This window comes from Vibrio sp. L5-1 (genome assembly GCF_021728315.1).
GTDB lineage: Bacteria > Pseudomonadota > Gammaproteobacteria > Enterobacterales > Vibrionaceae > Vibrio > Vibrio splendidus_K.
Window position 1 is genome coordinate 412136 of the sequence record NZ_JAKKCQ010000001.1, and the last position, 15395, is coordinate 427530.

General features: G+C 45.1%; 12 protein-coding genes. 4 read left to right on the top strand and 8 right to left on the bottom strand.

The features are described 5' to 3' along the window. Positions 1-4: 4 nt before the first annotated feature. The 4 genes from L3V35_RS01715 to L3V35_RS01730 form a co-directional block, all read right to left on the bottom strand. Entirely contained in the window at positions 5-736 is a 732-nt protein-coding gene (locus tag L3V35_RS01715; protein ID WP_102553570.1) for a response regulator transcription factor, read from the bottom strand. Between the two features lie 89 nt (positions 737-825). After that, on the bottom strand, positions 826-1506 hold the full coding sequence (locus L3V35_RS01720) for a spondin domain-containing protein (protein ID WP_146457766.1): 681 nt from the start codon (positions 1504-1506) through the stop codon (positions 826-828). 9 nt (positions 1507-1515) lie between these two features. Then, positions 1516-2199 (bottom strand): spondin domain-containing protein, encoded by a 684-nt coding sequence (locus L3V35_RS01725; RefSeq protein WP_237298185.1) that lies wholly within the window; start codon positions 2197-2199, stop codon positions 1516-1518. A 387-nt stretch (positions 2200-2586) separates the two neighbouring features. Continuing rightward, on the bottom strand, positions 2587-2928 hold the full coding sequence (locus L3V35_RS01730; protein ID WP_004731398.1) for a YggL family protein: 342 nt from the start codon (positions 2926-2928) through the stop codon (positions 2587-2589). Between the two features lie 254 nt (positions 2929-3182). Between L3V35_RS01730 and L3V35_RS01735 the strand changes: the two genes are divergently transcribed. Beyond that, positions 3183-5210: a PhoX family phosphatase gene (locus L3V35_RS01735; protein WP_237298186.1), complete on the top strand. Its 2028-nt coding sequence runs from the start codon at positions 3183-3185 to the stop codon at positions 5208-5210. A 240-nt stretch (positions 5211-5450) separates the two neighbouring features. Here the strand turns inward: L3V35_RS01735 and L3V35_RS01740 are convergent, their stop codons facing one another. The 3 genes from L3V35_RS01740 to L3V35_RS01750 form a co-directional block, all read right to left on the bottom strand. After that, positions 5451-6071, bottom strand: coding sequence for a LysE family translocator (locus L3V35_RS01740; RefSeq protein WP_004731394.1), 621 nt, complete (start codon positions 6069-6071; stop codon positions 5451-5453). Between the two features lie 205 nt (positions 6072-6276). Then, the gene (locus L3V35_RS01745; RefSeq protein ID WP_054545580.1) at positions 6277-7563 is read right to left on the bottom strand and encodes a DEAD/DEAH box helicase; all 1287 of its coding nucleotides are present in this window, start codon (positions 7561-7563) and stop codon (positions 6277-6279) included. Positions 7564-7744: 181 nt separating this feature from the next. After that, a complete protein-coding gene (locus L3V35_RS01750) occupies positions 7745-8728 on the bottom strand; it encodes a GTP-binding protein (RefSeq protein ID WP_237298187.1) in 984 nt (327 codons plus the stop codon). 597 nt (positions 8729-9325) lie between these two features. Here L3V35_RS01750 and clcA point away from each other — a divergent pair. Continuing rightward, positions 9326-10732: a H(+)/Cl(-) exchange transporter ClcA gene (gene clcA, locus L3V35_RS01755; protein ID WP_017078301.1), complete on the top strand. Its 1407-nt coding sequence runs from the start codon at positions 9326-9328 to the stop codon at positions 10730-10732. A gap of 352 nt (positions 10733-11084) precedes the next feature. Continuing rightward, positions 11085-12032, top strand: a complete 948-nt coding sequence (locus L3V35_RS01760; RefSeq protein ID WP_004731381.1) for a TDT family transporter — start codon at positions 11085-11087, stop codon at positions 12030-12032. A 147-nt stretch (positions 12033-12179) separates the two neighbouring features. On the opposite strand, the gene hmpA is transcribed toward L3V35_RS01760, so the two are convergent. Beyond that, a complete protein-coding gene (gene hmpA / locus L3V35_RS01765; RefSeq protein ID WP_017078299.1) occupies positions 12180-13376 on the bottom strand; it encodes an NO-inducible flavohemoprotein in 1197 nt (398 codons plus the stop codon). Positions 13377-13725: 349 nt separating this feature from the next. On the opposite strand from hmpA, the gene norR reads away from it, so the two are divergent. Then, the gene (gene norR, locus L3V35_RS01770) at positions 13726-15318 is read left to right on the top strand and encodes a nitric oxide reductase transcriptional regulator NorR (protein WP_237298188.1); all 1593 of its coding nucleotides are present in this window, start codon (positions 13726-13728) and stop codon (positions 15316-15318) included. Positions 15319-15395 lie beyond the last annotated feature (77 nt).

The following is a 15395-nucleotide window of genomic DNA, read 5'->3' on the forward strand; positions in this document are numbered from 1 at the left end:
AAACCTATACTTTCGATTCAAACTTGTATCCGACACCCCAAACGGTTTTAATGAAATCATCATCGCTATTGGGCATGGCAAGCTTGGTTCTTAGACGGTTGACCGTGCTACACACAGTGTGGTGGTAGCCAGAGTGATGAGTGTTCCAAACATGATCGAGCAACTCGTCTTTGCTGTATACGCGTCCCGGTCGGGTGGCTAAAAAGTGAAGTAAGGTAAATTCTGTTGCAGTCAACGGGACATCTTGGTTGTTAAGTGAAACCTGATGGCGCTCAGGTTGGATGGTGAGCCCACCAAAACTCATAATCGATTCTATTGTTGAGGTAGACTGGCCGGTTGATTCAACATGGTTTAGACGGCGTAGTACGTTCCTCACGCGAGCTTGAAACTCCAGCACGCTAAATGGTTTAGTGATGTAATCATCGACGCCAGCTTCTAAACCCGACACCTTGTCTAGCTCCGCATCTCTTGCCGTTAGCATCAATACAGGTGTCCAGTCCTCTTGCTGACGTAACATTCGACAAAAATCGAGCCCATCTCCATCAGGCAAGCCTCGGTCAAGTACAACCAAATCAAACTGATCATTACTGTATAACGCGTTAGCTTTATCAATTGAGTTGGTTCTTGTTACGTCATGACCTTGGAACTTGAGATGCATTTGCACCAGTTCTGCCAAGTCATCATCGTCTTCGACCAACAATATGTTTGCCATCAAATTTACCGCAGCACTATTCATGATCCCTGCTCTATTCGGAGTCTGCCCACCTAAGATTGACCGGAACAGAGCAGGAATTCTTTCATTACACCTTTAACTCAGTTAATCGGCTACTCAGTTCGAGTAATAGTGATTCTTGCGCCTGGGTTAAGGAAGCGATGGTTGCCACTTAATGCCGACGTCGTCAGGCCATCATCTTGGCTTATTACACCTGCATGGAAGCTCACTACATCCGTGTCATTTCTTGTAGTGTTAAAGCCTTCACCACCGCCGGCAGGCCCCGGAATAGTCGCAGCAAGCTCGTCATTCAGCTCAGTCCCCGAATCCCAAACATTCATGTTCATGACGAAGGTATCACCCACGGCTAATGACTTGAGCGACAAACCGGATTCACCAACAAACGCATCATTAGTGTTTACCAGCATTGAAGCGACGGAGAGGTAGCCTTCTTGGTTAGGATCGACACGGATTGAAACAGTGTCCCTTTCACCTGAAAGAATCAAACCATTGCCAGAGATGCCTTGATAAACATTGGCATCACTGTCGCTTAGTGCCAGCAATTGAGCATTGCTGCCACCTTCCGCTAAGTATTCAAGATCGACCGAGGCACTTTGCCCGATTTCAAACAGATTGAAGCTATTATTGTGAGTCAATACCGCGAGTGGCGACATCGGCTGGTTTGGAGTGAGGTTAGTCACACTCACATCATAGCGATAGTAATCGTCGTCATCGTCAGGACAACCCGCTAATACGGCGACAGATGCAGCGATAAATAGAATTCTAGCTTTCATACATCCCCCTTACTTCACAACAATGGTGATAGTTGCAACAGGGTTTAACCAACGATGGCTGCTGCTATCGAGGTCACTGATGCCGCCCGCCGCATCACTATCACCAATGTTACCCGGATGAATATGAACCTTAGCGTTTGACACTGCAGTTTCAACTCCGGTACCACCAGCACCAAAGGTAATAAATGGCGGGTTTGGCATGCTGCCCGCTAGCTCATCATTGGCTTCTGTGCCTGCGTCATAGCCATTGAGGGTCGCTTTGTAGGTGCCCGCTTGAGTTGGGATTTTCCAACTGTCTAAGCCAACAAAACCGTCGTTGGTTGGCAGCAGCATTGCACCCAATGACAAGTAAGCTAAATCACCAGTGTCGATATCAAACGTAGTTGCGACGCCCGGGTTAAGAATTCCGCTAGCTGGGTTTTCTACCACCACACCACCCGCGTTAGCAATCAAACTCGATAGACCTGAAATATCACCACCTTCGGCCATCGATTCTAATTCCGCAGAAGCACTCTCACCCGTTCTAAACATGAACAAGCTGGAGTCATGAGCGGCTGCCAAGATAGGCGTAAAGTAGATCCCTTTCGTTGCGTTGGTAACGGTCACCTCAAGCTCTGCAGCCTGAACCTGAGCCGCTCCGAAGGCCAACATAGCCGAGCTAATCACTAAGCTGATTTGAGTACGTTTGTTCATTTTGATTCCATCCTTTATCGAGTCCTATCGTTGCCAACAAAACTAATAACAGTAATATACCGTTACATTTGCCAGAACGAACTGTGGTGTTGTTGACTCTAAGAATGGCGATCAAATCTATCAGCAACTTCATTGAATTCTCATAAAACTCTCACAAGTTTATTCAAACTTCTTACTATCCAGAAAGACAGACTTAAGAGACTGACATGTAAATAGAAACTCTCGTTCTAGAAATGAGAGTTACACAAGAAATCATGGTTCAAGAATAGCGCTGACCAAACGTAAAAAGGCCCAATCGATATATCGACTGGGCCTTTCACTGATGTATAAAGCTTATCTCAGGAAAGCTCTATTCGCTTCCAACTGAGCTAGCCGAACAACACCAATTTAGAATGCGTAGTTTGCGTCAACAAGTTCGCTTACTTCAACTTTGCTTACTTCTGCGCGAGCTTCAAGCCATTGTGCAACTTGCAGTTGCTCGGCTTCTGTCACTGAACGGTAGCGCTCAATAGAACATAAGAAACCTTCGAACAGCTCTAAACCACCGCCACCAAAGCACAGGCCGATGCTGTCGATAAAATCGATAAATTCATCGATGAACACATCGTATTGGTCAAAATCAGCAATCGAAGTCGTGCAGCTTACCTCAAAACCTAGAATAGCGAATTCACCTAGGTATAACTTCTTGCGTAGGCGGCGATTTTTGTTTTCGATTTTATCTAATTTCATAACTGTCTCTCTTTTCGTTTGATAAAGCATTTATACACAGTTCTCCGTTAATTCCCAAGAGTTTTGTATTGCACGAGAGGGTTAGCAGCAAAAATCGTGCTACAGAAACAAAACCTTAATCAAAACTATAAAAATCTGTCACTTAACTGCTTCACGATTGCTCACACATCAGCCCAAGTTATTAACCAATTCATTAGTAAGTGGGTAAGTCATAAATAACGAATAATAAAGTCAGCCAACAGGAAGCAGTCCCGATGAGCAAGGAAACATTTGATAGCACTCGTTTTAACAAGAGTAACAACAAGCCTTTCGAAGAAGTTCTAGATGCGAACCTTTCAAGAAGAAACGTTCTGAAAGGCGGTTTAGGCATCAGTGCAATGACCGCCTTTGGCGCGTTTGGTTTAGCAGGCCACAGCACGGCTAACGCTACGACAATGCAAGCAACGGGCGCCCAAAAAAGCACTGCAACACTTGCATTCGAATCGGTTAAAGGATCATTGACAGACAGTGTCGTTGTACCAAAAGGCTATACAGCACAGGTATTAGTTCCTTGGGGTACTCCACTTAACAAGCAAGGCAAGGCTTGGTTAAAAGACGGCACCAACAACGCACAAGATCAAGCTAACTCACTGGGCATGCACCACGATGGCATGCACTTCTTCCCGCTTAATGGCAACAGCAACGACGGTTTGTTGGTGATCAACCACGAATACATCGACCAAAAAGCACTGCACGCCAACGGCCCAACATACAACGAAGGCGCTCGCCCTAGCCTTGATGAAGTACGTAAAGAGATCAACGCGCACGGCGTGAGTGTTGTTCGAGTGAAACTGGAAGGCAACCAATGGGTGATGGTCGATAACGACCCACTGAACCGCCGCTACACAGGCGCGACAGTGATGGATCTGTCTGGCCCCGTTGCTCACAGTGAATTTACCAAAACCAAGTTCTCACAAGACGGCAGCCAAGCTCGTGGCACGTTGAACAACTGTGGTAATGGCTACACGCCATGGGGCACTTACCTAACGTGTGAAGAAAACTGGCCGGGTTATTTCGTGAACAAAGGCGAGACAACGCCAGCGCAAGAACGTATTGGTATCGCTACCGACAAAACACGTTACGGTTGGGACACGCTTTCAGGTAACAAACAAGAACGCTTAGACGAGTTTGCACGCTTTGACGTAACACCAACAGGTGAGTCAGCAATGGACGATTACCGTAACGAAGCACACGGTCACGGCTACATTGTTGAAATCGACCCATACACAGCAAACTCTCGCGCTAAGAAACGTTCTGCACTGGGTTGTTTCCGTCACGAAGGCTGTACGTTTGGTAAGTTGACTGAAGGCGAGCCGATCGTATTCTACTCTGGTCACGATTCGCGCTTTGAATACCTGTACAAATTCGTTTCTGAAGAGAAATGGGACCCGCGTGATGCAGAGCCGAGCAATCGCCTAAGTGCGGGTGACAAGTACATGGACAAAGGCACACTGTATGTGGCTAAGTTCAACGATGATGGTTCAGGCACTTGGCTACCACTGACTCTGAGCAGTAAGACCACAAACGGCGGTAAGTTAGGTGATTCATTTGATTCTCAAGCAGCACTTATCATTAATACCGCAGGCGCAGCCGACCTTGTAGGCGCAACGCCAATGGATCGCCCTGAATGGTGCTCTGTTGACCCGATGACAGGTACGGCTTACCTAACGCTAACTAATAACAACAAGCGTAAAGAAGCGAACTCTGCGAACCCTCGCGTAGACAACAAGTTCGGTCATGTTATTCGTTGGGATGAAGGCAAAACAGCAGGCGAGTTCAATTGGGATATCTTCGTATTTGGCTCTCCAGCAGTGGAAGACAAGTCTATTAACCGCTCAGGTTTAACAGACATGAACCAGTTCGCCAGCCCTGACGGCTTAGCGTTTGATGCTCGTGGCATCTTGTGGATTCAGACAGATAACGGCGCAGATGAAGTAACGGGTTACACCAATGACCAAATGCTGGCAGTGGTTCCATCTCAGTTAACGGATGACAACGGCAACAGCGCGGTGATTGATGCAAACAACCAAGCACAGCTTAAACGCTTCTTTGTTGGTCCAAACGGATGTGAAGTAACTGGCTTTACCATCAGCCCGGATTTCAAATCACTATTTGTGAACATTCAACACCCAGCCAACTGGCCATCGTCTGAAGATGCAACGGCTCAGACTCAGGGCAACGTTCGTCCAAGAGCATCTACGGTTGTGATTCGCCGTGAAGACGGCGGTGAAATTGCGGTTTAATAAGCAAATCTAGCTAAAATCAGCAACCTTACTGTTATCTAGTTACTGTTCGCTAGCTAAGTAAAATCAAAAAGAGCGATAAGGCCAAATGCCCTATCGCTCTTTTTAAATTCTATACGCTCTTTGATTCAACTAATGATCTTCGGCTTCGTACACTGCTCTTCCCTCCAAAGCACTCACCGTCATCCTCGAGAAAGAGGAACGACTGAGTCAGGGATCTTTCTACCTGTATAATTACAGTTAACTCACGAACAACCACACACCAACGCCCATCATTAACGTACCTGCTATACGGTTCATCAACTTAACGTTATCGGCTTTACCCAGCATATGTTTTAGGCTCTTTCCGCCTGTCGCGTACAAGGTCATGCAGACAAATTCAGAAACCAGAATAATAGACACTAAAATCAACAATTGCGGGGCTAAGTCTTTATTACTGTTAATGAAAGGAGGCAATAACGAAATCATGAATGCCCAACCTTTCGGATTCGCGATAGCTGTCACGAAGCCTTGAACCACCAAGTCCCAATCATTACTGACTTTAGTTGTTTGGTTGTCAGTACTGATCGCCAGTTTGCCTCTTGAACGCCACATCTGAACGCCTAAATAGAACAAGTAAGCTGCACCAACAAATTTGAAGCCCGTAAATAGCCACGGGTAGTTCAACATAATAGATGCAATACCCAATACCGCGGCAATAGAAACTACAGCGACACCGGCCAGTTCACCAATCATCATCCATAATGTGCGCTTATACCCCACACTCATTCCTAGTGTCAAAGCCAAGGTCATACACATACCAGGCGTGATTGAAACAAAGAAGAACGTGGGAATAAAAGCCCAAAGTAGTGCGCTATCCATATCATTACCTTACTGGCTTAGTGTTATCTGATAACTGAAGTTACCCAAAATTTAATTACTGTCTGAGAGCGCTGATTATTGAATCAACACACATTAGAGTTCGCTACTGAATTAGGTTTATTTATACCAAGAGCTTTTATAAACAGAACAGTACTAAAACAAAAAGAGCCACATCACCGTGGCTCTTTTCAATCACCAACCGTAATTACTTACGACGGTTTTTAATTCGCTTCATCATAGTCAAACGACGTTCAGCGCTTGCTTGATCTTGAGGCTCTTCACTCGCGTTGTTCTTGCGACCCTGACGGTTTTTGTAAGCCGATTTTGTGTTCAACTTCTCGATGTAAGCATCACGTTTCTTCGGTTCATAACCTGGTTGTTCGACACGGCGAATACGTTGTTGAATCAGTGTTTCAACTTGAACAACAGTCAGCTCTTCTTCGCGGTTAACGAAAGAAATCGCGTGACCTTGTTTACCAGCACGACCTGTACGGCCAATACGGTGAACGTAATCTTCCGCTAGGAAAGGCATGTCGTAGTTAATTACGTGTGGTAAGTCTTCGATATCAAGACCACGAGCCGCAACGTCGGTTGCTACCATTACACGCGCTCTGCCTTCTTTAAAGTCATCCAGAGCACGACGACGAGCGCTTTGCGCTTTATCACCGTGACAAAGTACTGCTTTGATGCCGTCTAGCTTAAGCTCTTTTACCACATCATTCGCTGTTTCTTTGTAGTTCACGAATACAAGAACTTGGCGCCAGTTTTTACGGCCAATAAGCTCAGAAAGCAGTTCTGTTTTACGCTCTTGATCTACTGGGTAAACCACGTGACCGACAGTAGCAGCCGTTGAGTTTTCACGCTCAACACTAATACGTTTTGGTTTACGTAAAATATCAACAGACAATTGGTTTAGCTGAGTAGAAGTCGTTGCCGAGAACATCATGATTTGTGGAGACGTTTCTACATCCAACATGATCTTACGAACGGCATTGATAAAGCCCATATCAAGGATACGGTCAGCTTCATCGAATACTAGAAATTCTAGGTTTGCGATAGACACGTTACCCGCTTCTAAGTGCTCTTCTAAACGGCCTGGCGTTGCAACCAAAATATCCACACCCAGTTCTAATTGACGAACTTGTGAAGACATTTTGTTACCACCGTAAACCGCAGAAACGCTTAGTTCAGTGTATTTAACGTAGTCCTTAATGTTTTGAGCGATTTGCGCAGCTAACTCACGAGTTGGCGCAAGAATTAGGCCACGAGCCGTACCACGAGATGCTTTTTTACCGCTATTCAGAAGACTCTGAATAACAGGCAATGAGAATGCCGCTGTTTTACCCGTACCGGTTTGAGCAGTAGCAAAAATATCATGGCCTTTACGAGCCATTGGAATCGCTTTTTGTTGAATTGGAGTGAGTTTTTCATAACCACACTCAGTCAACGCTTTGACTAATTCAGGAGCAAAACCTTGAGAAGAAAATGACATTGTTACGGGTTCCTTAAGCAGACAGCCTACATTCTTATTTCAGCCGAGCACTATAAAGTAATTAGAGTGATTTATCTCACATTTATCGTGATATAACGCAAACTTTCTCATTTAATCTGGTGTTTACTTCACCATCCGCGAAGCAAACACCAGAATCATCGTTTCAAACAGGATAATTGAGCTATTTGATACCACACAGCTTAAGCAAAATCTGTTCGAGCTCAGCCCAAGGCATCTGTTGAGAGTCAATCACTTCAAGTCGAGATTCGAAGCCATCAAGGGAAATTTCATTCACTGATACGACTTGATTCGCCACGTTAAACGCGTAACAACCTTGGTCAGTATTCACCACCGCTTTTACACGCTCAGCCGTTAGATCCGACAACATAGAGAATAGCTCATCAAAATCAAATTTATGCTCTGCGCCAAATAGCCAACCACAACTAAAGTAGCCTTGTCCTTTGTTCTCTTTTCGGATGAAAGCTTCACCGGGAGGAAGTTGGAATTGAGGCTCTTGTTCAGCGTGATCGTGATGGTGCGATTCAATATGAGAGGAAGCACTGCCATATACTCTTTCAATATCCAACACTTCCAATGGCACTTCACCATCGTGGATTAGCTTGTGGAAGACTTTGGCTGGCGTTTGATCCGTCACCCAATCATTGAACGCATCGATGTCTTCAGAATGAACAAGGTCAACCTTAGTACCAAGAATCACATCTGCACTGTCCAGTTGATCATTGAAATTCTGATTCGACGTGTACTTTTCATTGGATAAGTTTCGTGGGTCAACCAAGCCAAGCGTCGCTTTTAAATCAACATAAGGTGCGTATTGATCTGAAGTTAGTGTCGCAATAACCTGTTTAGGGTGACCAAGCCCAGTTGGCTCAATCAATAAACGGTCTGGCTTTTGGCGCAGTAAAGCATTAATGCCCACCGACATAGGCACACCTGCAGTACAACACATGCAACCACCCGGTACTTCTTTAATCAAAGCGCCTTGATCTGTCATCAATGCGCCATCAATGCCGATTTCCCCGAATTCATTAACCAGAACAGCCCAGTTTTCATTCTCAGGTTTGTTTTTCAGTAGGTTCAAAATAGCGGTCGTCTTACCGACACCCAGAAAACCCGTAATTATGTTTGTAGGAACTTTTTTGGTCATATCAGTTCTCCTTTTTCAAGGAGTATATACTCAATCACCGAAAAGTTGACCCCAATCGATTGTTTATACTGAGATTCATTAATAGAGATATGGCGCAGATATAATCAGAAGAGATAAGAGTAGAGATAAATAGAGGGTAAATAGATAAGTAGATAAGTAGATAAGTAGATAAGTAGATGTGAAAGTTGGATGCTCCAGACGAACTAAAGGCGTACTTACTCAGTACGCCTCACCCTCGTTACTCAATCGTGAGTTCGCGAATCAGGAAGCCTTAAATATCGACCTGAACATTTAACGAGGAACTAAAACTTTGTTTCTGAATCCATCCAAATTGTGTGTAAAACCTCACTTCTCCTTGCGGTTCGTTATGTTGCTTTACGATTTAACTATGGTTCATTTTTGGGGATATTCAAGCCACCACCAGAGAATCGATCAAAATTGTGACGGCGATTCCACAATTGCCCATAGATTCTATTTATGTAACACGCACATTCCATAAATGAAATTCAACTTTTCATCTTTGCTGCTATAGGATATGCAGAGGACGCGTATAATTTACGACAAACCCGCCTTAACCCATTCAGGAGCCTTATCTCAATGACCAGAAGAGAGAAAATTAAGCAATCCTTATTAGCCAAAATGCCAAGGGATGCTATTAATCAATTTCTCTCAAGAGATAAGACACCCGCTTCCGTTCTCTTTCTTTCTTGTATTGTAGGTGTACTTGCTGGTGTGGTGGGTACCTATTTCGAAGTCGCGGTTCATTTCATCACAGAAACTCGTACCGATTGGCTTAAAGATGAAATCGGTAGCTATTTACCCCTTTGGCTTGCCGCTTTCCTTATTAGTGCTGCATTTGCCTTTATTGGTTACTTCCTCGTTCATCGCTTTGCTCCAGAGGCTGCAGGCTCAGGCATCCCTGAAATTGAAGGGGCGATGGACGGTATGCGCCCAGTTCGATGGTGGAGAGTATTGCCAGTAAAATTCTTTGGCGGTATGGGCGCATTAGGTTCTGGTATGGTTTTAGGTCGAGAAGGACCAACCGTTCAAATGGGCGGCAGTATTGGTCGCATGGTCACCGATATCTTTCGAGTCAAAGATGACGACACTCGCCACTCACTGTTGGCTTCGGGTGCCGCAGGTGGTTTAGCCGCCGCATTCAACGCACCTCTGGCTGGGATCATGTTTGTGGTCGAGGAGATGAGACCACAGTTTCGCTACTCACTCATATCAATTAAAGCCGTCATCATCTCCGCGGTTTCAGCCAACATCGTTTTTCGATCAATCAACGGACAGTCTGCCGTCATCACAATGCCTCAATACCAACCGCCTGAACTGGATGCTCTGTGGTTATTCTTGTTGTTAGGCGTGTTGTTCGGCCTGTTTGGTGTGATTTTCAATAAGCTGATTACACTCTCGCAAGACCTGTTTGTGGCAATACACAAGAATGACCGTAAACGCTACTTAATGACAGGTTCCCTGCTGGGCGGTTGCTTTGGCTTATTGCTGCTCTATATACCGGAGTTGACTGGCGGTGGTATTGGTATCATCCCGAATATCACTAATGGCAACTACAGCGCAAACGTGCTGCTGTTAATCTTTTTAGGGCGCGTGCTCACCACGCTACTTTGTTTCGGCTCTGGTGCACCGGGTGGTATCTTTGCACCAATGCTTGCTCTAGGAACGCTCTTTGGTTACGCGTTTGGGCTTATCGCGGCGGCATTCTTCCCTGAACTGAATATAGAGCCGGGTATGTTTGCGATTGCTGGCATGGGCGCATTATTTGCCGCCACCGTACGAGCGCCTATCACTGGCATACTGTTGGTTATTGAAATGACCAATAACTACTACCTGATCCTGCCGTTGATCATCACCTGCTTAGGTGCGGTAATCATTGCTCAAATGTTAGGTGGGCAGCCAATTTACAGTCAGCTGCTTAACCGTACGCTGAAAAACGAGAAGCTAAGACAACAAGACCTCCCTCAGCAAGAGGAAGTACGTTAACGGCATTGAGAACGGTAGTTCAAATGTGGGACTTAAACGTAACTCGTCAAGTTCCACTAATACAGTCAGGTTCCACTGATATATGAGCAAACCCAGTTCGGTATTTATAAATCACTCAAAAAAATAAAGCACACTTTCCTCGTGCTTAATGTCCCGATTTCGTATCAAAATCAAAAAAGCAAACGTTAAACTTGCTATCATCCACTCAAAATTATTTGAGTGTCCTTAACATCTATTGAGGACACAGCTGAGCGCTCACTCTAGAGCAAAAATTCTATAATTGACTCATATTCTATAAATAACTAGTTGGAGAAAGGCGTTGAACTGGAGAAGGTTAACCCAAGTAAAAAATGTGCCGCCATCTCAGGCGTCTTTGGCACTTGGTGTTATTGGACTAGGACAAGCTTGGGCATTATATCTGCCAGGGGTTGGTGAGATCATTCGCCCCTACCTTGCTGCATTTGGCGCACTGTTATTGCTACCCGTTTTACTTCGTTATCTCACCAGCTTTAATACTTTCATCAATGACATTCGTCATCCGCTTAGTGGAAGCTTGATGGCACCAATGAGCATGGCGTTATTGATTCTATGCGACTATTTAGCCGAAATCTCTCCAGTCATTGCTTACCCAGTCTGGTTCTGCGCGTTGTTATTGCATTTTACCATGATGGTGTTGTTCTTTAGTTTCCAGATCATCAACTTCAAAATGTCGAACATTGTACCGAGTTGGTTTCTGTATCCGGTGGGGTTAATCAGCAGTTCCTTAGCAGGTTCACAATTTGGGCACACCGTTTTTTCAGAAACACTTGCGGCCACTTGTATCGGTATCTATTTCCTAATGCTGCCAGTGGTGTTGTACCGCTTGGTATTCGAAGGAAACCTGCCACGCAGAGCAAGACCAACCTTAGCCATCATGGCAGCACCTGTGAACCTGTCTTTAGCGGCTTACTTGGTTAACTTCGACAACCCAGACCCGATTCTAACAGGCGCGTTGGCTGGCATTGCTATCACCATGACGCTACTGATCTACTTGTGTTACATACGATTGATGCGTCTGAAATTCCAACCTTCGATTGCTGCCGTCACTTTCCCTTCCGTGATCAGCGCTATTGCCATGCATCGTCTAACTACGTTTTTCGGCGCGGAATACCCGCAATGGTATTGGCTGCACAAGTTTGGTTTCTTCGAGTTAACCATCGCAACCATCCTAGTGATTTGGGTTGCAGGTGGATACGTGAAAATGTACTGGCCTGAGTTTTTTGATACTGACTACATGTCTAAAAAGGTCAAACGTTCTTAGACCGAAGCTAGAAGAGCTTAGTTTGCTCGACCGAATTCTCCAATATCCGATATGTCAGACAGCAGAACCAAACAAAAAAAGGCCTCACAATGTGAGGCCTTTGAATAGGCAAGGTGTTAATAGTTCAGGCGAGTCTGGCGAGAGCTATTAGAAGTTAGCGTGAGGGCCAAATACTTCGTAGTGTACGCGTGAGCGATCGACTTTAAGTGCGTCTAACTGCTCTACGATGTTCTTCATGAAACCAACAGGTCCACAGATGTAGAAATCGCTCTCTTCAAAGCCTTTAGTATCGGAGATAGACGCTAGGTCCATTTGACCTTGATGTGTGTTCTCACAAGCAGACTCGTCTTTGTTCATGTACCACGTTTTCGCTTCCCAACCTTTGTCGGCAACAATGTCTTTAACACGAGTCGTGAAAGAGTGTTGGCCTACGTTTTCACAAGCGTGAAGGTAGAGAACCGGTTCGTTTTTCTGCTCGTTGTTCAAGAACTCAAGCATAGACTGCATTGGCGTTACACCCACACCTGCAGAGATGAGCGTTACTGGCTTGCTGCGCTCTTGATACATAAAGTCACCTGCTGGTGCGTATAGGCTAACTTCATCGCCGATAGCAACGGTATCGTGCATGTGGTTAGAAACAACACCTTGCGTTTCTTGACCTTGGCCTTCACGCTTCACAGAGATACGGTAGTATTTTCCGTTCGGCTTGTCTGACAGTGAATACTGACGAATTTCGCTGTATTGTGCGCCTTCAGGTTTCACTTCAATGCCGATGTATTGACCCGGTGTGTAATCCAAAACCTCACCGCCATCTTTTGGCTGTAAGATGAAGCTTGTTACGAGTGCTGACTCTTCGATCTTGTCTGCAATTACGAATGCACGTGCTGCTTCCCAGCCACCAACAGCCTGCTTGCGCTGTAGATAAAGTTCAGCTTCACGGTCGATGAATACTTGCGCTAAGAATAGGTAAGCGGCAGTCCATGCTTCTTCCACTTCTGGAGTAAATGCCTCAGTAGCTAATTCACGTAGTGTTTCAATCAGGTGCAAACCAACAATTTGATAGTGCTCTGGTTGAATGTTAAAGCTTGTGTGTTTCTGTGCAATACGTTCAACCGCGGTGGTTAACGCTGCTAGGTTTTCAATGTTTTTAGCATAAGCCGCGATAGCTTCAAACAGTGCCACACCTTGGCGACCTGTTCTTTGGTGAGTCATATTGAAGATATCTTTCAATTCAGGGTTATGCGTGAACATACGTTGATAGAAGTGTTGAGTTAAAGCAGGGCCTGCGCTTTCTAAAAGAGGAATCGTCGATTTGATGATGTTGATATGTAGATTGTTTAGCATTGATTTACTCCGAACACTTAGTCTTTTGACCACTTGAGTCAAATTGACTAGTTTTATTTAAAGATGACTTTATACCAATTCATTCTCAATGAGCTCTCTGGCTACATTTTTTATGAGAATCACGTGGACTGATAAATGGGCATTAATTGATTCAAATCAATTATAGGTCAGTTATTCAGTCATATAGACAACACGTAATGGACACATTGCACAAACGGTGCCAACATGCGAAAGCTTGCTGTGTCTGGCATCCTTTCAAAAATCCACTTCAAACTTTAGTCAAAAAGACCTTTTTTTTGTGTCATAAAGACTCTACCATGTATAAAAATACAAACAGTATGAGCCCTTTATGCAAGATATCTCAGCATCCACTCTCATGGAAATGACCATTGGTTTAGCCAGCGGTGTGAACGATCAAGACCGTTTTAATCGCCTAATCGATGCCATTCGTAAAACCATAACGTGTGATTGCGTCGCGCTTTTAAGCCTTCAAGGCGACACGCTAGTACCCATCGCAATGCAAGGGCTCAGTCGAGATACATTCGGTCGCCGCTTTATCATTTCGGAACACCCTCGCTTTGATGCGATTTGCGCATCACGCTCTCCTGTTCGTTTTGATGCTGATAGCTCATTGCCTGATCCTTTCGATGGCTTACTGATAGACCACGACGGCGATTTGCCAATGCATGCCTGCATGGGTTTGCCTCTGCTGTTTGGTGACAAATTGTTAGGAGTGCTAACCCTAGACAGCCTAAAACCTGATGTCTTTGCGAATATTCCTGCTCGTAACCTAGAAGTTCTCGCTGCTATTGCGGCTTCAACCATGCAGATGGCGATGACTTTCTCGCAACTTGAGCATCAAGCAAAACAGTCAAAGCAATTACTGGAAGAGTTGAACGTAGAAGCGTGGGAACGTGACGGCGGCGAGTTAATTGGTAACAGTGACACCATGGTCGCGCTTAAGAACGACATCGCGGTTGTAGCACCGTCTGAGTTTAATATTCTGATTCATGGTGATACTGGTGTTGGTAAAGAGCTCGTTGCTCGTACCCTGCACCACCAATCGCAACGTAAGCGTAATCCGCTGGTCTACGTGAACTGTGCTGCTATTCCTGAGAACTTGGTAGAGAGTGAACTATTTGGTCACGTTCGTGGCGCATTTACTGGCGCAGACAAAAACCGCTTAGGTAAGTTTGCCCTAGCCGACGGCGGCACTCTGTTCTTAGATGAAATTGGTGAATTGCCTTTGGCAGCACAAAGTAAGTTACTGCGTGCGCTGCAAAACAACGAAATCCAACCTGTAGGCCAAGACAACATCCAAACCATTGATGTTCGTGTTCTGGCTGCAACCAACCGAGACTTAAAGCAAGAAGTTGAAGACGGTCGATTCAGAGCCGACTTGTATCACCGACTTAGTGTGTACCCTATCGCGGTACCTGCATTGAAAGAGCGCGGTGACGACATCAGCTTATTAGCTGGTTTCTTCCTAGAACAAGCGCGCCGTAAGCTTGGTATCAACCAAGTTAAGTTCCGTTCTGATGTTCTGGTATTCCTAAACCGTTACGGTTGGCCAGGTAACGTTCGTGAGCTTGAACACGTTATCAGCCGTTCAGCACTGAAAGCATTGGCTCGCAGCACTAACAAAAACCTCGTTACAATCACTAAAGAAGATTGTGGTCCACTCGACCAAGATCAACCGATTGCGACGACACAGGTAAAAAACACACCATTATCGACACCAACGATCGACCTATCCGCTGGTTTACGTGGCGCGACGGACGATTTTCAACGCAGCATCATTACTGAAGTGTTGGAAGATGCTAACTTTAACTGGGCGCAAGCAGGACGAGTTCTGAAAACAGACCGAGCAAATCTGACTCGACTGTCTAAGCGTTTAGGACTAAATGTGGCTAAGTCTCACACGATCGAACGGACAAAATAGATATTAGCGGTTTGTTGCGAGCATCTAGCAAAACTTGTGTATATAATGCTGCAAATTGTAACGCTAATTTTAAATAT

What these genes read in the sequence shown, in the direction of transcription:
- L3V35_RS01720 (WP_146457766.1), bottom strand. Translation starts at nt 1,506, where the DNA reads ATGAAAGCTAGAATTCTATTTATCGCTGCATCTGTCGCCGTATTAGCG.
- L3V35_RS01725 (WP_237298185.1), bottom strand. Translation starts at nt 2,199, where the DNA reads ATGAACAAACGTACTCAAATCAGCTTAGTGATTAGCTCGGCTATGTTG.
- clcA (WP_017078301.1), top strand. Translation starts at nt 9,326, where the DNA reads ATGACCAGAAGAGAGAAAATTAAGCAATCCTTATTAGCCAAAATGCCA.
- L3V35_RS01750 (WP_237298187.1), bottom strand. Translation starts at nt 8,728, where the DNA reads ATGACCAAAAAAGTTCCTACAAACATAATTACGGGTTTTCTGGGTGTC.
- L3V35_RS01730 (WP_004731398.1), bottom strand. Translation starts at nt 2,928, where the DNA reads ATGAAATTAGATAAAATCGAAAACAAAAATCGCCGCCTACGCAAGAAG.
- norR (WP_237298188.1), top strand. Translation starts at nt 13,726, where the DNA reads ATGCAAGATATCTCAGCATCCACTCTCATGGAAATGACCATTGGTTTA.
- L3V35_RS01735 (WP_237298186.1), top strand. Translation starts at nt 3,183, where the DNA reads ATGAGCAAGGAAACATTTGATAGCACTCGTTTTAACAAGAGTAACAAC.
- L3V35_RS01715 (WP_102553570.1), bottom strand. Translation starts at nt 736, where the DNA reads ATGAATAGTGCTGCGGTAAATTTGATGGCAAACATATTGTTGGTCGAA.
- L3V35_RS01740 (WP_004731394.1), bottom strand. Translation starts at nt 6,071, where the DNA reads ATGGATAGCGCACTACTTTGGGCTTTTATTCCCACGTTCTTCTTTGTT.
- L3V35_RS01745 (WP_054545580.1), bottom strand. Translation starts at nt 7,563, where the DNA reads ATGTCATTTTCTTCTCAAGGTTTTGCTCCTGAATTAGTCAAAGCGTTG.
- hmpA (WP_017078299.1), bottom strand. Translation starts at nt 13,376, where the DNA reads ATGCTAAACAATCTACATATCAACATCATCAAATCGACGATTCCTCTT.